The organism is Streptomyces phyllanthi, from assembly GCF_009377205.1.
Classification (GTDB): Bacteria; Actinomycetota; Actinomycetes; order Streptomycetales; family Streptomycetaceae; genus Streptomyces; species Streptomyces phyllanthi.
Genome location: NZ_VJZE01000137.1, coordinates 1 through 19,916, shown reverse-complemented (window position 1 = coordinate 19,916; position 19,916 = coordinate 1). Strand labels below are relative to the sequence as shown.

The window sequence follows — 19,916 nt, the reverse complement described above, 5'->3', positions numbered from 1 at the left end:
GCCGTACACTGGGCGGAGCGAAAAGCGTGGATGGGGACGAGTAGCGCCGTACGCAGCCATGAGCGACCCGGGGACGGTGGAAGCCCGGGGGCGAGCGCGACGTGAAGATCACCCCGGAGCCGCCGGAAGAAAGCCGGAGCGGGCCAGGCACGACAGCGGCCAGGACAGCAGCAGCGGCGAGTAGACCCGGTATCGCGACCCCAATGAGGGGGTTCGCCGGTGCGGACGACGCACCGGGGAGCCAAGGAGGGTGGTACCGCGGGAGCGCGCCGCACCCGGCGCAGGCAGCAAGCAGGCTCTCGTCCCTCCGACGGAAGGCAGAAAGTCCGTTGGAGGAAGCTCGCTGATGACAGCGCCGACATACCGCCAGGTACCCGCCCAGGTAGACCTGCCCGCGCTCGAGCACGCCGTGCTCGACTTCTGGCGCGAGCAGAAGATCTTCACCAAGAGCCTGGAGCAGTCCGAGGGCCGCCCCGAGTGGGTCTTCTACGAGGGCCCGCCCACCGCCAACGGCATGCCCGGCGCCCACCACATCGAGGCCCGCGTCTTCAAGGACGTCTTCCCCCGCTTCCGCACCATGCGCGGCTACCACGTGGCCCGCAAGGCCGGCTGGGACTGCCACGGCCTCCCGGTGGAGCTGGCGGTCGAGAAGGAGCTCGGCTTCAGCGGCAAGCAGGACATCGAGGCGTACGGCATCGCCGAGTTCAACGCCAAGTGCCGCGAGTCCGTGACCCGCCACACCGACGCCTTCGAAGAGCTCACGACCCGCATGGGTTACTGGACCGACCTGAACGACCCCTACCGCACGATGGACCCCGAGTACATCGAGTCGGTCTGGTGGTCGCTCAAGGAGATCTTCAACAAGGGCCTGCTGGTCCAGGACCACCGCGTCGCCCCCTGGTGCCCGCGCTGCGGCACCGGCCTGTCGGACCACGAGCTGGCGCAGGGCTACGAGACGGTCGTCGACCCCTCGGTGTACGTCCGTTTCCCGCTCACCTCCGGTCCGCTCGCCGGCGAGGCCGCGCTCCTGGTGTGGACGACCACACCGTGGACCCTGGTGTCCAACACCGCGGTCGCCGCCCATGCCGAGGTCACCTACGTCGTCGCCACGAACGGCGAGGAGAAGCTCGTCGTCGCCGAGCCGCTCGTCGCCAAGGCCCTCGGCGAGGGCTGGGAGACCACCGGCCAGACCTTCACGGGCGCCGACATGGAGCGCTGGTCCTATCAACGACCGTTCGAGCTCGTGGAGTTCCCGGCCGACGTAGAGACGCACTATGTCGTCAACGCCGAGTACGTCACGACCGAGGACGGTACGGGCCTGGTCCACCAGTCCCCCGCCTTCGGTGAGGACGACCTCCGGGTCTGCCGCGCGTACGGCCTGCCGATGGTGAACCCGGTCCGCCAGGACGGCACGTTCGCCGAGGACGTCCCCCTGGTCGGCGGGATCTTCTTCAAGAAGGCGGACGAGAAGCTCACCGCGGACCTCCAGAGCCGCGGGCTGCTCTTCAAGCACATCCCGTACGAGCACAGCTACCCGCACTGCTGGCGCTGCCACACCGCGCTGCTCTACTACGCCCAGCCGTCCTGGTACATCCGCACGACGTCCGTCAAGGACCGCCTCCTCCAGGAGAACGAGGGGACGAACTGGTTCCCGGACTCGGTCAAGCACGGCCGGTACGGCGACTGGCTGAACAACAACATCGACTGGGCCCTGTCCCGCAACCGCTACTGGGGCACCCCCCTGCCGGTCTGGCGCTGCGAGGACGACCACCTCACCTGCGTCGGCTCCCTCACGGAGCTCACCGAGCTGACCGGCACCGACCAGTCGGGCCTCGACCCCCACCGCCCGTACATCGACGAGATCACCTTCGCCTGCCCCCAGGACGGCTGCGGCGGTACGGCCACACGCGTGCCGGAGGTCATCGACGCCTGGTACGACTCGGGTTCCATGCCGTTCGCGCAGTGGGGCTACCCGTACAAGAACAAGGAGCTGTTCGAGGCCCGCTACCCGGCGCAGTTCATCTGCGAGGCCATCGACCAGACCCGCGGCTGGTTCTACACGCTGATGGCGGTCGGCACCCTGGTCTTCGACAAGTCCAGTTACGAGAACGTCGTGTGCCTCGGCCACATCCTCGCCGAGGACGGCCGCAAGATGTCCAAGCACCTGGGCAACATCCTGCAGCCCATCCCGCTCATGGACCAGCACGGCGCGGACGCGGTCCGCTGGTTCATGGCGGCCGGCGGCTCCCCGTGGGCGGCACGCCGCGTGGGCCACGGCACCATCCAGGAGGTCGTCCGCAAGACTCTCCTCACGTACTGGAACACGGTCGCCTTCCAGGCCCTGTACGCCCGTACGTCGAACTGGGCGCCCAGCGAGGCGGACCCGGCCCCGGCCGACCGCCCGGTCCTGGACCGCTGGCTGCTGTCCGAGCTCCACGCGCTCACCGACCAGGTGACGCAGGCCCTGGAGGCGTACGACACCCAGCGCGCCGGAAAGCTCCTGTCGGCGTTCGTCGACGACCTGTCCAACTGGTACGTACGCCGCTCGCGCCGCCGCTTCTGGCAGGGCGACAAGGCGGCGCTGCGCACCCTGCACGAGGTCGTCGAGACGGTCACCAAGCTGATGGCCCCGCTGACCCCGTTCATCACCGAGCGGGTCTGGCAGGACCTGGTCGTGCCGGTGACCCCGGGCGCCCCGGAGTCGGTGCACCTGGCCTCATGGCCGGAGGCGGACCTGTCCGCCATCGACCCGGAGCTGTCGAAGCAGATGGTGCTGGTGCGCCGGCTCGTGGAGCTGGGCCGTGCCACGCGCGCGGAGTCGGGCGTCAAGACCCGCCAGCCGCTGTCGCGCGCCCTGGTCGCGGCCGCGGGATTCGGGTCCCTGGATCCCGAGCTGCACACGCAGATCACCGAGGAGCTGAACGTGAGCTCCCTCGCGTCCCTCTCCGAGGTGGGCGGCTCGCTGGTCGACACGACGGCGAAGGCGAACTTCCGAGCGCTCGGCAAGCGGTTCGGCAAGCGCGTCCAGGACGTGGCCAAGGCCGTCGCCAACGCCGACGCGGCCGCGCTGTCCCTCGCCCTGCGCGCGGGCACGGCGTCCGTCGAGGTCGACGGCGAGACGATCACCCTCGCCCCGGACGAGGTGATCATCACGGAGACCCCGCGCGAGGGCTGGTCCGTGGCGTCCGACTCGGGTGCGACGGTGGCCCTCGACCTGGAGATCACCGAAGAGCTGCGCCGTGCGGGACTCGCCCGTGACGCGATCCGCCTGATCCAGGAGGCACGCAAGAACAGCGGGCTGGACGTGGCCGACCGGATCGCGCTCCGCTGGACGTCCACGGACGCCGCGGTCACCGAAGCCCTGACCGAGCACTCCGGGCTGATCTCCGACGAGGTCCTCGCCACGGACTTCGCCCCCGGCGAGGCGGACGACGCGTACGGGGAGCCGTTCACGGACGAGGGGCTCTCGCTGACGTTCCGTCTCCGCAAGACCGAGGCAGTCAGCTAGCAGGGGCCGCCAACCGTCGGGAAGGTTGTTCGAAGACTGAAGGCCCCGGGTTCCTGTCACGGAACCCGGGGCCTTCTCCGTGTTCGCCCCCTCAGAACCACCCGCATTCCGGACACGTCGCACAAAAAGGCGAGGCCCCCGGAAATCCGGGGGCCTCGCCTTGAACGCTGCCGACGCCAGAGGCGTATTAGAGGCCGGTCAGTTGTCGTCCTCGTCGATGAGGAAGCCTCGCATCGGCGAGGGGGCCTGACCCATCGGGGAGGGGCCCTGAGGACGGACAGGAGCCATCGGCTGGGTCATGGCCGGGGACATCTGCTGCTGGCCGCCGTAGGACGGCGCGGACGGGGCGGAGCCACCGCCCATACCGCCACCCATACCGCCGCCCATGCCGCCACCCATCGACGGGTTGCCGCCGTAGGACGGGGCACTCGCGCCGGCCGGGGCCATGGAAGGCGCCGGGGACGGCGGGAGAGAGGCCGTCGCGGGGGTACGCGGCGGGGCCAGCGAGTCGTCGGCCTGGGTCTCCAGCTGACGCAGCTGCGACTCCAGGTACGACTTCAGACGGGTGCGGTACTCGCGCTCGAAGCCACGCAGGTCCTCGACCTTGCGCTCCAGCGTGGCGCGGGCGGACTCCAGGGAGCCCATCGCGACACGGTGCTTCTCCTGCGCGTCCCGCTCCAGGGCGTCGGCCTTGGCACGGGCGTCGCGCTCCAGACCCTCGGCACGGCTGCGCGCCTCACCGACGATCTTGTTGGCCTCGGAACGGGCCTCGGCGATCGCCTGGTCGGCGGTCTGCTGGGCCAGCGAGAGCACACGCGCGGCGCTGTCGCCGCCGGGGCCCTGACCGGGCAGGCCGGGGGGGCCTCCCATCGGACCACCGGGGCCGCCCATGGGACCGCCCATCGGGCCACCCATCTGCTGCTGCATCGGGCCGCCCTGGCCCATCGGGCCCTGACCCATCGGGCCCTGACCCATCGGCCCCTGACCCATGGGGCCGGGACCCTGCTGACCCTGACCGCCCGGACCCGCGGGCAGCTGCGGGGCACCGCTCGGCAGCTGGGGCGGACCACCCATGGGGCCACCCATCTGCTGCTGCGGCGGGCCCGATATCCCGGCGGGGACGGGAGCGCCAGGACCGCGCATACCCTGCTGCATGCCCTGCTGCTGGTCCTGACCCTCCGGGGGCTTGCGCATGTTCTGCTGGTTCTGCGCGGCCGCACGCGTGGCCGCGGCCAGTTTGGCGCGCAGGTCCTCGTTCTCGCGGAGCAGGCGGGTCAGTTCGGCTTCGACCTCATCGAGGAAGGCATCGACCTCGTCCTCGTCATAGCCTTCTCGGAGGCGGACGGTCGTGAACTGCTTGTTCCGCACGTCCTCGGGGGTCAACGGCATCTCTTCACCTCAACGTAGTCAGCGGCAGTCGGCAAGACCGTATCGTCCACAGTCACATCCCGAAGCTCTCGACTATCGAGATCAGGACCCAGACGATGATCATTAGTACGAAGAAGGACAGGTCAAGCGCCACGCCCCCGAGACGCAGCGGCGGGATGAACCGCCGCAGAAGCTTGAGCGGTGGATCGGTGACAGTGTAGGTGGCCTCCAGAACGACCACCATCGCCTTGCCGGGTTGCCATGAGCGGGCGAACTGGAAGACGTAGTCCATGACCAACCGGAAGATCAGCACGATGAGGAAACACATCAGCGCGACGTAGAGCACCTGCCAAACCACGCTCATGATCCGTGCTTCCCTCTCCCCTGTTCTCGTACTTCGTTCCGGTCGTGCGTCTCAGCTCTGGTTGAAGAACCCGCCCTCTGCGATGCGGGCCTTGTCCTCCGCCGTGACATCGACGTTAGCAGGCGACAACAGGAACACCTTCTGCGTCACCCTCTCGATGCTTCCGTGAAGACCAAACACCAAACCTGCCGCAAAGTCGACAAGTCGCTTCGCGTCTGTGTCATCCATCTCAGTCAGATTCATGATCACCGGGGTGCCCTCACGGAAGTGTTCCCCGATGGTACGGGCCTCGTTGTAGGTCCGGGGGTGGAGCGTGGTGATCCGGTAAGGCTCCCGTTCGGACACGACCTTGGGCATGATCACCGGTGCGTTCTTCTCCAGACTCTGGCGTTCCTGTGTGATGGATGCCACGGGCGCGATCCGGGCGGGTCGCACCGATTCCGCGGGCAGCGAGGCGGCGAGAGCCGCCGATTCACGCTGCGCGGAGGGCTGCACGACTCTTACCGAGTCGTCCCGTGGCGGCTGGGATACCTGGTGGGACGGTTCATGTCGCCTTCGGTCCCGCTCGGGCTCCGGATCGAGCTCGGGTTCGAAGTCGTCGTCGGGGTCGAAACCGCGGCCGTCGTACCCATCGTCCTCCACGAGGCCGAGGTAGACCGCCATCTTGCGCATTGCGCCGGCCATGCTCTGAGTCCTCCGCTCTGTGATGGATCGACTGACGATTTACCAAGTGCCCGCGATCCACGAGGTCGTTATGCCCGCTATCAGCGGTAATGACCATATTTTCTGCTGTGGTCCGACTTCTTGGCGACGTTACCCGAGCCTGGGGCGGACTCCGAGTACCGCAGTGCCGACGCGTACATGTGTCGCTCCGGCCGCCACGGCCTGTTCGAGGTCCGCACTCATCCCTGCCGAGACCATGTTCGCAGCCGGATGGGCTCGGCGCAGGGCAGTCGACAAAACCATCAACCGCTCGAATGCCGCCTGTTCACGCCCCGCGTACGGCCCGGTGAGCGGCGCGACGGTCATCAGTCCGTCCAACCGCAGCCCCGGTGAACCCGCCACGAGGTCGGCCAACTCCTCGATGCCGCCAGGCCCGACACCTCCTCGGTCCCCTCGGCCGCCCTCCTCCGCGTCGAGCGCGACCTGGATGAGACATCCCACCTCACGCCCGGCTCGAACCGCCTCATTCGAAAGAGTTGTGACCAGCTTGGGACGATCGACGGACTGTACGAGATCCGCGTAACGAACCACGGAACGGGCCTTGTTGGTCTGCAACTGGCCGACGAAGTGCCACGTGAGCGGCAGATCCGAGCATTCATCGGCTTTGGGTGCCGCGTCCTGGTCCTTGTTCTCGGCGACATGGCGCACACCGAGCTCCGACAGGACGCGCACGTCGCTCGCCGGATAGGTCTTGGTGACCACGATCAGGGTCACCTCCTCGCGCTTCCGCCCGGCGGCCACGCACGCCGCCGTGATGCGCTCCTCCACTTTCGCCAGGTTCGCGGCGAGTTGATCTCTACGCTCGGTCATGCCCCATCAGCCAGCCAGACATATCCCGCGAGTCGCCCGGTGGTGCGGTCGCGTCGGTACGAGAAGTAGTCGTGCGACTCCAGCGTGCACACGGGCGACTGCGCCCGGTCGCGCACCCCGAGCCGCTCGAGTTGCGCGTGCACTCCGGCGCTCACATCCACCGCGGGCGTACCCCAACTCGTCTCGGCGTACGCCGCCGGCTCGACGGCGGACACCTCTGCGCGCATCGCCTCGGGCACCTCGTAGCAGCGGCCGCACACGGCGGGCCCGGTGCGGGCGACGATCCGGGAGGGTTCGGCGCCCAGCTCCATCATGGCGCGCACGGCGGCGGGCACGACCCCCGCGATCATGCCGGGCCGTCCCGCGTGCGCGGCGGCCGCGACCCCGGCGACGGGGTCGGCGAGCAGGACGGGGGTGCAGTCGGCGGTGAGTACGGCGAGCGCCAGGCCGCGCCGTGTGGTGACGACCGCGTCCACTCGCGGTACGTCCGACGAACCCCAGGGCCCGTCGACCACCGCCACGTCCGGTCCGTGCACCTGGTTCATCCAGACCACGTCGGCCGGGTCGAGACCGAGCGACTTGGCGGCCAGCTCGCGGTTCGTGCGGACCGCGTCGGGATCGTCCCCGACCGCCCCGCCGAGATTGAGCTCCTCGTACGGAACGGCGCTCACCCCGCCCCACCGGTCGGTGAAGGCGAAGTGCGCGCCGCTCACGGTCTCGCGCTGTCCTATCACTTGAGGAAGTCCGGCACGTCCAGCTCCTCGGCCGCGCTGTCCGTGTACGACCGGGACGGCGGGACCGGCGGGGAGGACGGGAGCTCGCTCACCGGCTCCGGCTTGGGCGCCGCCTCCTCCTTGGGCTTGACGCTGCCGAGCGAGCCGAAGGACGGACGGCTCTCGGCGGGACGCGCGGGCGCGGGCTCCTCGCGCTTGGCGGAGGTCGAGCCCAGGATGTTGTCCCGCTTGGCCGGGGGCTGCCCCCCGTCGAAGCCGGCCGCGATCACCGTGACCCGCACCTCGTCGCCGAGGGCGTCGTCGATGACCGCGCCGAAGATGATGTTGGCCTCGGGGTGCGCGGCCTCGCTGACCAGCTGGGCGGCCTCGTTGATCTCGAACAGGCCGAGGTCGGAGCCACCGGAGATGGAGAGCAGCACACCGCGGGCGCCGTCGATGGAGGCCTCGAGGAGCGGGGACGAGATCGCCATCTCGGCCGCGGCCACCGCGCGGTCGTCACCGCGGGCCGAGCCGATACCCATGAGGGCCGAACCGGCCTCGGACATCACGGACTTGACGTCGGCGAAGTCGAGGTTGATCAGACCGGGCGTGGTGATGAGGTCGGTGATGCCCTGGACACCGGAGAGCAGGACCTGGTCGGCCGACTTGAAGGCGTCGAGAACCGAGACCTGGCGGTCCGAGATGGACAGCAGCCGGTCGTTGGGGATGACGATGAGGGTGTCGACCTCTTCGCGGAGTTCGGCGATGCCGTCCTCGGCCTGGTTGGCGCGGCGCCGTCCCTCGAAGGTGAACGGGCGGGTGACCACGCCGATGGTGAGGGCGCCCAGCGAGCGGGCGATGTTGGCCACGACGGGCGCGCCGCCGGTGCCGGTGCCGCCACCCTCGCCCGCCGTCACGAAGACCATGTCGGCCCCCTTGAGGACCTCCTCGATCTCCTCGCGGTGGTCCTCGGCGGCCTTGCGGCCGACCGCCGGGTTGGCGCCGGCGCCGAGTCCGCGGGTGAGTTCACGGCCGACGTCGAGCTTGACGTCGGCGTCGCTCATCAACAGCGCCTGCGCGTCCGTGTTGATCGCGATGAACTCGACACCCTTGAGACCGACCTCGATCATTCGGTTGATGGCATTGACACCACCGCCGCCGACACCGATGACCTTGATGACTGCGAGGTAGTTCTGCGGTGCTGCCACGTCGAAGGCCTCTCGCCTCGATTTACGGGTCGTCACTTCGCGGTTGCCCACGAGGCGACGACGGATGCCGATGGGGACGGTCCGTATCGCCGACCCGAACCCTAACCCTGAAGTTTAGGGTTACCAGTGTGCCTGTTCCCTTGACTCTTCCGAACAGGACACTAAGTCGACAAGTGGCGCCCGTTCAACGAACACGCCGAACCTCCCGTTTTTCTTTTCACCCTATGTGATCAGCCATAGCGGTGCCCAACCAGGGTGCTGGCCTGCGCTGATGTGCGTCAACTCCCTGATGACGCGGGCGCGGTGGGAACGCTGACGTCGAAGTGCCGTGCGTCCGGGGCCGCTTCCAGCAGAGCGGTGAGCGTTCGGGCCTTGGCGCGACCCTTCTCGCCGCTGCCCCAGTTGACGGTCCGGCCGTCCGTCAACTCCAGCGAGATGGAGTCGTACGAAAGGACCTTGACGACCCGGGTGCCCCGCGCGACCGCGTCCGGAATGTCCCCGGCGACGCGGACCGCCTCCCGCACCAGCCGACCGGTGTCGAAACGGCGGGAAGCGGGGGAGCGCGATACGTCCATTTCGAGGATCGGCACCCCTTTCGGGGGTTCCGAAACCGTCGCGAAACGCACGCCTTTGGCGTCCACTTCGACGTACTTGCCCCCCTTTCCGGAGTTTTCGGTAATCAGAACCGGAACGCGCTCGCTCACTTTCAGGTCGATTCCATGGGGCCAGGAGCGGTCGACCTCAATCGAGTCAATTCTGGGCAGTTTCCGGCGCAGTCGCGCCTCCATCGCATCGGTGTCCACGGACACCAGGGGAGCCCCGAGCGGCACGTCGGCCGCCTCACGCACCTGAGCCTCGGTCAGGACCCGGGTCCCCGAGACCGACACCTGCTCCACCCGCAGCCACGAGGAGCCGTAGAGGGCCCAGACGGTGGTCGCACCGGCCAACACCAGGGCCAGAGAAAGGATGATGAGCACACGAGGGCCGGGGAGCCTCCTGTGAGGAGGTGGGCCGGACGGGAGGTCCTCGTCCGCACCGCGCTCGGCGGTCATCGATCCGGCCACTCTCCCCTGCCTCTCACACGTGCGGTACTGCCCTACCGGTGCCGGGACGCGATCGCCTCGTACACCATCCCGACGAGCAGCTCGTCGGCGTCCCGGCGGCCGAACTCGCCGGCGGCGCGGGACATCTCGTACAACCGGTGCGGGTCGGCGAGGACGGGCAGGACGTTCTGCTGCACCCACTGGGGCGTGAGTTCCGCGTCGTCGACCAGCAGTCCGCCGCCGGCCTTGACCACCGGCTGGGCGTTCAGCCGCTGTTCACCGTTGCCGATGGGCAGCGGGACGTACGCGGCGGGGAGTCCGACGGCGGAGAGTTCGGCGACGGTCATCGCGCCCGCGCGGCAGAGCATCATGTCGGCCGCGGCGTACGCGAGATCCATCCGGTCCACATACGGTACCGGGATGTAGGGGGGCATCCCCGGCATCTGGTGCACCTGTGGCAGTTCGTTCTTCGGGCCGACCGCGTGCAGGATCTGGATACCGGCCTGCTGGAAGTACGGGGCGACCTGCTGGACCACCTCGTTGAGGCGGCGGGCGCCCTGGGAGCCTCCGGAGACGAGCAGGGTCGGCAGGGACGGGTCGAGGCCGAACGCGGCACGGGCCTCGGGACGGACCCTGGCACGGTCCAGGGTGGCGATGGAGCGGCGCAGCGGGATCCCGATGTAGCGGGAGTTCCGCAGCTTGCTGTCCGGGGTGGAGACGGCGACCTGGGAGGCGTAGCGCGAACCGATCTTGTTGGCCAGGCCCGGGCGGGCGTTGGCCTCGTGGACCACGATCGGCACGCCGAGGCGCTTGGCGGCGAGATAGCCGGGCAGGGCCACGTACCCGCCGAAGCCGACCACGACGTCCGCCTTGGTGCGCTCCATGATCTGCTCGGTCGCCTTGATCGTGCCCCGCAGCCGGCCGGGCACGGTGATCAGCTCGGGCGTGGGCTTGCGCGGCAGGGGTACGGCGGGGATCAGCGCGAGTTCGTAGCCGCGCTCGGGCACCAGTCGGGTCTCGAGGCCGCGCTCCGTGCCCAGGGCTGTGATCCCGACGGTCGGGTCCTGCCTGCGCAGGGCGTCCGCGAGGGCGAGCGCGGGCTCGATATGGCCGGCGGTTCCGCCACCGGCGAGGACGACATGCACCGAAATTCACCGCTCTCCGGACGAGCGCGCCACCTGGGCACGCCGTCGCATCGTGTTCCATCTCCGAGGTCCCGGAGGACCTCCAGCCCGCTTTCTACCAAAGCGGGGTTGCCGCATCGCAAGCGCCGCCCGCGCAGCGGGCTCGTCACGCGCGAAGGCGATCAGCAGCCCGATGGCGAACATGGTCGGCAGCAGGGCTGATCCCCCGTAGGAGAACAGCGGGAGCGGGACCCCGGCGATCGGCAGCAGACCGAGCACCGCACCGATGTTGATCACCGCCTGAGCGGTGATCCAGGTGGTCACGCCTCCCGCGGCATACCTCACGAAGGGGTCCTCCGTGCGTCCGGCCACGCGGATACCCGCATAGCCTAGAGCCGCGAAGAGGGCGAGCACCGACAGCGTCCCCGCGAGGCCCAGTTCCTCACCGGTGACGGCGAAGATGAAGTCGGTGTGCGCTTCGGGGAGTTGACCCCATTTCTCCACACTCGCCCCGAGACCGGATCCGAAGAGCCCGCCGGACGCGAGTGCGTAGATGCCGTGCACGGCCTGCCAGCACTGGTCGGCGTCGGTGGAGCCGAGGCAGGTGAACCGGGCCATGCGGTTGGGGCTGGTCTTGATGAGGATCGCGACGATCAGCGCGGCCCCGGCCAGCACGCCCACGAAGAGCCGGGTGGGCGCCCCCGCGATCCACAGCAGCCCGAACAGGATGGCCGTGAGGATGATCGCCGTCCCCATGTCGCCGCCCAGCATGATCAGCCCGAGCAGCATGAACGTCACCGGGACGAGCGGCACCAGCATGTGCTTCCACTGGGTCAGCAGCCGCTTGTCCTGTTTGCGCGCGAGCAGGTCGGCACCCCACAGCACGAGCGCCAGCTTGCCGAACTCGCTGGGCTGGATCTGGAAGGAGCCGCCGAGCGAGATCCAGTTCTGGTTGCCGTTGACCGCCATCCCTATCCCCGGGATCTGGACCAGGATCATCAGGAAGACAGAGCCGGCCAGGATCGGGTACGCCAGCGCCCGGTGCAGCTTCACCGGCATCCGCGAGGCCAGGAACAGCAGTACGGTGCCGATCGCGGCGGCCAGGAACTGCTTCCGGAAGAAGTACGACCCCGGCAGCGACAGCTGCAGCGCGGTGATCTGGGAGGCCGAGTACACCATCACCAGCCCCAGCACGGTGATCAGCAGACTGCCGCCCAGGATCAGGTAGTACGCGGTGAGCGGCCGGTCCCAGGCACGCCGGGCACGCGCGAGGAACCGCCGCAGCGGGTTCTCACGCGGGGGACGCGGGACGGGGGGCCGCCGGGTGGCGCGCTGGAGAGGGGGGCGGCCGGTACGGCTACTGGCCATCGCCGACTCCTTCGACGCCGCCGGGGCGGCGTGGCGCCGTGCCACCGGCGGGAAGCCACTGGCGAAACTCCAGCCACATCCGTGTCACGCGTACCCTCCCTGGGTCGCCCGGCTCCGCCGCCAGGCGAGGCGGGCCCGGGTCAGCCGTCGGCGGACGCGAGTTCGGATACGGCCTCCGCGAACGCGTCCCCGCGTTTGTTGTAGTTGGTGAACATGTCCATGGAGGCACAGGCCGGGGCCAGCAGCACCGTGTCGCCCGCGGCGGCGAGCCGCTTGGCCTCCCGGACGGCCGCGAGCATCGCCCCAGTGTCGGTCCGCTCGAGGTCCACGACGGGCACTTCGGGGGCGTGTCGCGCGAGCGCTTCCCGGATCAGCGCGCGATCCGCTCCGATGAGGACCACACCCCGAAGTCGCTTTGCCGACTTGGAGACGAGCTCGTCGAAGGTCGCGCCCTTGGCGAGGCCTCCCGCGATCCACACGATCGACTCGTACGCGGCCAAGGAGGCTTCCGCGGCATGGGTGTTGGTGGCCTTGGAGTCGTCCACGTACGCGACGCCGTCCACGTCCGCCACGTGCTCGATGCGGTGCGCGTCCGGGCGGAAGGCCCGCAGCCCGTCCCGTACGGCCTTGGGGGGCACCCCGAAGGCGCGGGCGAGGGCCGCGGCGGCGAGGGCGTTGGCGATGTTGTGCGGGGCGGGCGGGTTGACGTCGGCGACCTCGGCGAGCTCCTGGGCGTTCTTCTGCCGGTTCTCGACGAAGGCGCGGTCGACCAGGATGCCTTCCACGACGCCGAGTTGGGACGGCCCGGGCGTGCCCAGCGTGAAGCCGATGGCCCGGCAGCCCTCCTCCACGTCGGCCTCGCGCACCAGGTCCTCGGTGGCCTTGTCGGCGGCGTTGTAGACGCAGGCGACCCGATTGCCCTCGTAGATGCGGCCTTTGTCGGCGGCGTAGGCCTCCATGGAGCCGTGCCAGTCGAGGTGGTCCGGGGCGAGGTTGAGGACGGCGGCGGAGTGGGCGCGCAGGGAGGGCGCCCAGTGGAGCTGGTAGCTCGACAGCTCCACCGCCAGGACGTCGTACGGCTCGCCCCCCAGCACGATGTCGATGATCGGGGTGCCGATGTTGCCCACGGCGACCGTGCGCAGTCCCGCGGCGCGCAGGATCGAGGCGAGCATCTGTGTGGTGGTCGTCTTGCCGTTGGTGCCCGTCACGGCCAGCCAGGCGGCTGCTTCCCGACCGTCCCGGCCGCGCAGCCGCCAGGCGATCTCGACGTCGCCGACGACGTCCACACCGGCCTCGGCGGCCGCCGCGAAGAGCGGCGAAGTGGGCTTCCAGCCGGGCGAGGTGACGATCAGGTCCGTGCCCTCGGGGAGCGTGTCGCCGTCCCCGAGGCGCACCCGGACGCCTTCGGTGGAGCTCTCGAGGGCTGCGGCCTTCTCCCGGAGCGCCTCCGAGTCGCCGCCGTCCACCACGGTGACGGACGCGCCGAGGCCGGCCAGGGCGCGGGCGGCGCTGACGCCGCTCACGCCGAGACCGGCGACGGTGATGTGCATGCCCTGCCAGGAGGTCACTTGTCGGCCGCCCATCCCGCGTAGAAGATGCCGAGTCCGACAATCACACAGATGCCCTGGATGATCCAGAAACGGACCACGACAAGGACTTCGGACCAGCCCTTGAGTTCGAAGTGGTGCTGGAGCGGGGCCATACGGAAGACGCGCTTGCCGGTGAGGCGGAACGAGCCGACCTGGATGACCACCGACATGGTGATGAGGACGAACAGGCCGCCGAGGAGCGCCAGCAGCAGCTCGGTGCGCGAGCAGATCGCGAGACCCGCGAGCGCGCCACCGAGGGCCAGCGAACCGGTGTCGCCCATGAAGATCTTGGCGGGTGAGGTGTTCCACCACAGGAAGCCGAGGCAGGAGCCCATCAGCGCGGCGGCCACGACGGCGAGGTCGAGAGGATCTCGTACCTCGTAACAGGCCTGCGGGTTGATCAGTGTCGCCGCGTTGGCGCAGGACTCCTGGAACTGCCAGACGCCGATGAAGGTGTACGCGCCGAAGACCAGCACGGAGGCACCGGTGGCCAGACCGTCCAGACCGTCGGTCAGGTTCACGCCGTTCGACATGGCGAGGATCATGAACAGCGCCCAGACCACGAACAGCACCGGGCCGATGGACCAGCCGAAGTCCTGCACGAAGGAGAGCTTGGTGGAGGCCGGGGTGTTGCCGCGGTTGTCCGCGAACTGCAGCGAGAGCACCGCGAAGGCGATGCCGCCGATCAGCTGTCCGGCCATCTTGGCCTTGGCCCTCAGACCCAGCGACCGCCGCTTGACGATCTTGATGTAGTCGTCGAGGAAGCCGACGAGGCCCATGCCCGCCATCAGGCCGAGCACCAGCACACCCGAGTAGGTCGGCGCCGCGTCGACGTCCTCGTCCAGGGACCCCGTGATCACCTTGGCCAGGAAGTACGCGGCGATCGTCGCCGCGATGAAGGCGATGCCGCCCATGGTCGGCGTACCGCGCTTGCTGGCGTGCTCGCGCGGGCCGTCGTCGCGGATGTACTGGCCGTAGCCCTTGCGGGCGAGCAGCTTGATCAGCAGCGGGGTCCCGACCAGTGTCAGGAAGAGGCCAATGACTCCTGCGAACAGGATCTGCTTCATCATCGGGCGGAAACCTCACCCTCGGCGCCGCCGTCCAGCAGCGCCTGCGCCACACTCTCGAGCCCGACCGACCGGGACGCCTTCACGAGTACGACGTCCCCCGGGCGCAACTCGCTGCGCAACAGGTCGACCGCCGCCTGTGCGTCGGACACGTGCACCGACTCCTCACCCCACGAACCCTCGTTATATGCGCCCAGTTGCAGCCAGGAGGCCTCCCTGCCCCCCACCGCGACGAGCTTGCTGACGTTGAGCCGGACGGCGAGCCGTCCGACCGCGTCGTGCTCGGCGAGCGCCTCGTCCCCGAGCTCGGCCATCTTGCCGAGCACCGCCCACGTGCGGCGCCCGTTGCCCATGGCGGCCAGCGCGCGCAGAGCGGCTCGCATGGACTCGGGGTTCGCGTTGTAGGCGTCGTTGACGATCGTCACGCCGTCCGGGCGCTCGGTGACCTCCATCCGCCAGCGGGAGAGGGAGCCCGCCTCGGAGAGCGCGGTGGCGATCTCTTCCGCGGACATGCCCAGCTCATGGGCGACGGCGGCCGCGGCGAGCGCGTTCGACACGTGGTGCTCACCGTACAGGCGCATGGTCACATCGCTTGCACCGGAGGGTGTGTGAAGGCTGAAGGCGGGCTGTCCGCTGTCCGTGAGTCGTACGTTCTCGGCACGTACGTCCGCTTCGCCGGACTCTCCGAAAAGGATCACCTTGGCCTTCGTACGGGACGCCATGGCGCGTACGAGGGAGTCGTCGGCGTTCAGGATCGCGGCGCCGCCCTCCTCCGCCGGGGGAAGGGCCTCGACCAACTCCCCCTTGGCCTGGGCGATCTGCTCCCGGCCGCCGAACTCGCCGATGTGGGCGGTCCCGACGTTGAGGACGAGCCCGACCCTCGGCGGCGTCAGGTCGGTGAGGTACCGGATATGGCCGATTCCGCGTGCGCCCATCTCCAGGACGAGGAACTTCGTCTCCTCGGTGGCGCTGAGCGCGGTGAGGGGCAGCCCGATCTCGTTGTTGAGGGAGCCGGGGGTGAACACCGTGGGCGCCTTGCGCCGCAGGACCTGTGCGATGAGGTCCTTGGTGCTGGTCTTGCCGGCGGAGCCGGTGAGGGCCACGAGGGTCGTGCCGAGCTTGCGGACGACGTGGCGGGCGAGGGCGCCGAGGGCCGCCTGGACGTCCTCGACGACGATCGCGGGGACGCCGACGGGACGGGACGCGAGGACGCCGGCGGCACCCGCCTCGACGACCTGCCGGGCGAAGTCGTGGCCGTCCGCGCGCTCGCCGGCGAACGCGACGAAGAGGCTGCCGGGTCCCGCCTCGCGGGAGTCCCTGACGACGGGTCCGGTGACCTGGACCGACGGGTCCGGTATGTCGTGCGTCTGCCCGCCGACGACTTCTGCGATCTCGGCGAGGGAGAGGGCGATCACAAGTTCATCCCTGGGTCTTCTGGATAGCTTCGCGAAGCACCTGGCGGTCGTCGAAGGGACGCACCACCCCGGCGATGTCCTGGCCCTGCTCATGGCCCTTGCCGGCGACCAGCACGGTGTCGCCCGGCTGTGCGCGGGCCACCGCGGCGGCGATCGCCGCGGCCCGGTCCTCGAAGACCTGGACCTCGCCTCGCTCGTGTGCCGGTACGGACGCCGCGCCCTGGAGCATGGTGGCGAGGATCGCGAGGGGGTCCTCGGAGCGTGGGTTGTCGGAGGTCAGTACGGCGGTGTCGGCGAGCCGGGCCGCTGCGGCACCCATGGGGCCCCGCTTGGTCGTGTCGCGGTCACCACCGCAGCCCAGCACGATGTGCACGCTGCCCTCGGTGACCTTGCGCAGGGCGCGCAGCACCGACTCGACGGCGTCGGTCTTGTGGGCGTAGTCGACGACCGCGAGATACGGCTGCCCGGCGTCCACGCGCTCCAGCCGGCCCGGTACGCCCGGCACGGCGGCGACACCGTCGGCGGCGGCCTGCGGGTCGAGCCCGGCGGCGGCGAGGGCGACGATCGCGGCGAGGGTGTTGGCGACGTTGAAGGGCCCGGGCAGCGGCGACCTGGCGGCGATCCGCTCACCCTTCGGGCCGATCGCGGTGAACGTCGAGTCCATGGGCCCGACCTCGACGTCCTCGGCGCGCCAGTCGGCGTCGGGGTGCCCCTCGGCGGAGAACGTGACGACGGGGACGCCCGCCTCCTTGACGAGCCTGCGGCCGTACTCGTCGTCGAAGTTGATGACGCCGAGTTTGCTCCGTTCCGGCGTGAACAGCTGCGCCTTGGCCCCGAAGTAGTCCTCCATGTCGGAGTGGAACTCCATGTGTTCCGGGCTCAGGTTGGTGAAGACGCCGATGTCGAAGACACAGCCGTCGACCCGGCCGAGGACCAGCGCGTGGCTGGACACCTCCATGGCGACCGCCTCGACGCCACGCTCGCGCATGACCGCGAACAGCGCCTGTAGATCGGTGGCTTCGGGGGTGGTCCGCTCGGACTTGACGCGCTCGTCCCCGATCCGCATCTCGACCGTGCCGATCAGTCCGGTGCTGCGGACGGTCTTCAGGCCGCCCTCGACGAGGTACGCGGTCGTGGTCTTGCCGGAGGTGCCGGTGATGCCGATCTGGAGCAGGTCGCGCCCGGGGTGGCCGTAGATCGTGACCGCCAGCTCGCCCATCCGCGCACGGGGGTCGTCGACGACCAGGACCGGCAGCCCCGTGGCGGCGGCGCGCTCGGCGCCCGTCGGGTCGGTCAGCACGGCTGTGGCGCCCAGACCGGCCGCCTGGGTCACGAAGTCGGCGCCGTGGAGGCGGGCACCGGGCAGGGCGGCGTACAGGTCGCCTGGGCGCACGGCGCGCGAGTCGTGGGTGATGCCCGTGACCTCGGCGGTGTCGTTCGAGGTCTGCGGCTGCTCGGCGCCCAGCTGACCGGCGAGCTCCGCGAGGGGGGTGGCGGAGACCCGCGTCGGCCGCGGCGGTCCCGGATATGTCACGGAAACGCCCTTCTGGGTGGTTTGGGACTGATCAGCGTGTGGCACGGCGGTGAGCGTACCGGGCTCACCCCCGCCGGAGCGAAGTCGGTGCGCGCGCGGAACGTGCGGTGGGGTGTTGTTCCCGGAGCCGGGAGTGATCATCGTCACGGGCTGGTTCCTGGTCGGTCTCTGCGGTGCTGCTGATCTTGGCGGTGCCGTAGGTCGTCGGTGGTGGTGCCGGTCAGGGACTGAAGGCGACGGGCAGGTTCGCGGGCTTCGCGCCGGTCGGCGGGACCTGGAGGGTCTTCAGGGCGAACTCCATGACCTCCTTGTAGATGGGCCCGCAGATCTGGCCGCCGAAGTAGCTGCCCTTCGTGGCGTTCTGGATCGCGCAGTAGACGGTGACCCGTGGCTTGTCGGCGGGCGCGAACCCGGCGAACGAGGACGTGTATCCGCGGTACTTGCCGGTGGCCGGATCGACGCGGTTGGCCGTACCCGTCTTGCCCGCCACCCGGTAGCCGGGGATACGGGCCTTGGTGCCGGTCCCCTCCTCGTCGTCCACCACGGACTCCAGCATCCGGGCGAGCGTCTTCGCCGTCTTCTCGCTCACGACCCTTGTCTTCTTGGGATTGGGAGCGGGTGTGAAGCGTCCGTCGGGTCCCTCGGTGCCGCGGACGAGGGTGGGTTCCACCCGGACGCCGCCGTTGGCGATCGTGGAGTAGACGGAGGCCGCCTGCATCGCGTTGATGGACATGCCCTGGCCGAAAGGGATCGTGTACTGCTGCGAGGTCGACCACTGGTCCGGTGGCGCGAGGATGCCCTTGGTCTCGCCGGGGAAGTCGAGGCCGCTGGGGCTGCCGAGGCCGAACTTGCGCAGGTACGAGTAGAGGACCTGGTTGGCCTGCTTCTGTGTCTTGCCGAGCTGGCCGGTGGCCAGGATGGTGCCGATGTTGCTGGACTTGGCGAGCACCCCGTTGAGCGTGAGGTACCAGGTCGGGTGGTCGATGTCGTCCCTGAAGAGCCGGTCGCCGCGGGGCAGCCGGTTGGGCACCGTGACATGGGTCAGCGGCGTGGCGGCGTTCTCCTCCAGTACGGCGGCCATGGACATGACCTTGGCGGTGGAGCCGGGCTCGTAGGCGTCCTGGAGGGCCGCGTTGCCGAGGGCGTCGCCGTTCGCCTTCGAGAGGTCGTTGGGGTCGAAGCCGGGCGAGTTGGCCATGGCCAGGATCTCGCCGGTCCGCGTGTCCTGCACTATCACGTAGCCGCGGTCCGCCTTGGACTTCTTCACCTGCTCGGTGATGGCGTTCTGCGCGGCCCACTGGATGTCGCGGTCGATGGTCAACTCGATGTCGGATCCGGGGACTGCGGGCGTCTCCGTGGAGCCCGCGGTGGGCACCTGGCGGCCACCGGACTGGGCGTAGCGGATCTTGCCGTCCTTGCCGGTGAGTTCCTCGTTCAGCTGCTGCTCGACGCCTCCGCCGCCCTTGCCGTCGGCGTTGACCCAGCCCAGTATCCCGGCGGCAAGGTCGCCGTTCGGGTACACGCGCTTGCTGCTGGGGTCCTGGAAGACGCCCGCCAGCACGTTGACGGTGCCCGGGTCCGTCCCGGCCTTCTTCGCGAGCGCCGTCTTCAGGTCCCTGATCTGCTTCCAGACCTCGGGCATCTGGCGCCGGGCGAGCAGGACGTACTGGGTGTTCTCGGTCCTGAGCTTGCCGGCGATCACCGCCTGGTCCTGGTCGAGGATCGGCGCGAGGAGCGCGGCCGCCTGCTCGGGCGCGTCGGCGATCTTCGTCTGCTCGGGGGTGAACATCGTGGGGTCGGCGGTGATGTCGTTGGCGTCGACGCTGGTCGCCAGGGCCACACCGTTGCGGTCGGTGATCCCGCCCCGCTCGGCGGCCAGGACATGGCCCACGTACCGGCTCTGCTCGGCCTTGGCGGTGTACTCGCCGGCGTCGACGGCCTGCACCTGGAGCAGCCGTACGACGAAGGCGGTCATCACCAGGGTCAGCGCGAGGCTCACCAGGCGCAGCCGCGGTCGGGGACTCCCGAGCCGGAGGGGCTTGGGGGCGCCCGGCCGGGCGGCGCCCGTGCGTCGTGCGGGGC

15 protein-coding genes are annotated in these 19,916 nt (G+C 69.7%); 1 reads left to right on the top strand and 14 read right to left on the bottom strand.

The genetic code is table 11. The annotated features are described in order from the left end of the window. Positions 1-346 precede the first annotated feature (346 nt). Positions 347-3,508 (top strand): isoleucine--tRNA ligase, encoded by a 3,162-nt coding sequence (gene ileS / locus FNH04_RS20410; RefSeq protein WP_152786290.1) that lies wholly within the window; start codon positions 347-349, stop codon positions 3,506-3,508. Between the two features lie 198 nt (positions 3,509-3,706). Here ileS and FNH04_RS20405 read toward each other — a convergent pair whose 3' ends face one another. The 14 genes from FNH04_RS20405 to FNH04_RS20340 all read right to left on the bottom strand — a co-directional run. Then, a complete protein-coding gene (locus FNH04_RS20405) occupies positions 3,707-4,897 on the bottom strand; it encodes a DivIVA domain-containing protein (RefSeq protein WP_152786288.1) in 1,191 nt (396 codons plus the stop codon). 52 nt (positions 4,898-4,949) lie between these two features. Beyond that, a complete protein-coding gene (locus FNH04_RS20400) occupies positions 4,950-5,240 on the bottom strand; it encodes a YggT family protein (protein WP_152786286.1) in 291 nt (96 codons plus the stop codon). 51 nt (positions 5,241-5,291) lie between these two features. Further along, the gene (locus tag FNH04_RS20395; RefSeq protein WP_152786284.1) at positions 5,292-5,924 is read right to left on the bottom strand and encodes a cell division protein SepF; all 633 of its coding nucleotides are present in this window, start codon (positions 5,922-5,924) and stop codon (positions 5,292-5,294) included. Between the two features lie 129 nt (positions 5,925-6,053). Then, complete coding sequence (locus FNH04_RS20390) at positions 6,054-6,773, bottom strand: YggS family pyridoxal phosphate-dependent enzyme (RefSeq protein ID WP_152786282.1); 720 nt, start codon at positions 6,771-6,773, stop codon at positions 6,054-6,056. After that, a complete protein-coding gene (gene pgeF / locus FNH04_RS20385) occupies positions 6,770-7,507 on the bottom strand; it encodes a peptidoglycan editing factor PgeF (RefSeq protein ID WP_322723373.1) in 738 nt (245 codons plus the stop codon). Before pgeF ends, FNH04_RS20390 begins: the two co-directional genes overlap by 4 nt. Next, positions 7,504-8,694, bottom strand: a complete 1,191-nt coding sequence (gene ftsZ / locus FNH04_RS20380) for a cell division protein FtsZ (RefSeq protein ID WP_322723371.1) — start codon at positions 8,692-8,694, stop codon at positions 7,504-7,506. The genes pgeF and ftsZ overlap by 4 nt, the downstream gene beginning before the upstream one ends. Before the next feature lie 278 nt (positions 8,695-8,972). Beyond that, on the bottom strand, positions 8,973-9,758 hold the full coding sequence (locus FNH04_RS20375; protein ID WP_322723370.1) for a cell division protein FtsQ/DivIB: 786 nt from the start codon (positions 9,756-9,758) through the stop codon (positions 8,973-8,975). Between the two features lie 32 nt (positions 9,759-9,790). After that, positions 9,791-10,882 (bottom strand): undecaprenyldiphospho-muramoylpentapeptide beta-N-acetylglucosaminyltransferase, encoded by a 1,092-nt coding sequence (gene murG, locus FNH04_RS20370; RefSeq protein WP_322723369.1) that lies wholly within the window; start codon positions 10,880-10,882, stop codon positions 9,791-9,793. A gap of 6 nt (positions 10,883-10,888) precedes the next feature. Then, the gene (gene ftsW / locus FNH04_RS20365) at positions 10,889-12,229 is read right to left on the bottom strand and encodes a putative lipid II flippase FtsW (RefSeq protein WP_152786278.1); all 1,341 of its coding nucleotides are present in this window, start codon (positions 12,227-12,229) and stop codon (positions 10,889-10,891) included. 140 nt (positions 12,230-12,369) lie between these two features. Continuing rightward, a complete protein-coding gene (gene murD, locus FNH04_RS20360; RefSeq protein ID WP_322723375.1) occupies positions 12,370-13,797 on the bottom strand; it encodes a UDP-N-acetylmuramoyl-L-alanine--D-glutamate ligase in 1,428 nt (475 codons plus the stop codon). Next, on the bottom strand, positions 13,794-14,885 hold the full coding sequence (gene mraY, locus FNH04_RS20355; RefSeq protein WP_152786296.1) for a phospho-N-acetylmuramoyl-pentapeptide-transferase: 1,092 nt from the start codon (positions 14,883-14,885) through the stop codon (positions 13,794-13,796). Before mraY ends, murD begins: the two co-directional genes overlap by 4 nt. Continuing rightward, on the bottom strand, positions 14,885-16,300 hold the full coding sequence (locus tag FNH04_RS20350; RefSeq protein ID WP_322723368.1) for a UDP-N-acetylmuramoyl-tripeptide--D-alanyl-D-alanine ligase: 1,416 nt from the start codon (positions 16,298-16,300) through the stop codon (positions 14,885-14,887). The genes mraY and FNH04_RS20350 overlap by 1 nt, the downstream gene beginning before the upstream one ends. 4 nt (positions 16,301-16,304) lie before the next feature. After that, a complete protein-coding gene (locus FNH04_RS20345) occupies positions 16,305-17,834 on the bottom strand; it encodes a UDP-N-acetylmuramoyl-L-alanyl-D-glutamate--2,6-diaminopimelate ligase (RefSeq protein ID WP_322723367.1) in 1,530 nt (509 codons plus the stop codon). 220 nt (positions 17,835-18,054) lie between these two features. Then, positions 18,055-19,916, bottom strand: a 1,862-nt coding sequence (locus tag FNH04_RS20340; protein WP_228031523.1) for a peptidoglycan D,D-transpeptidase FtsI family protein, incomplete at its 5' end; no start/stop codon positions are given.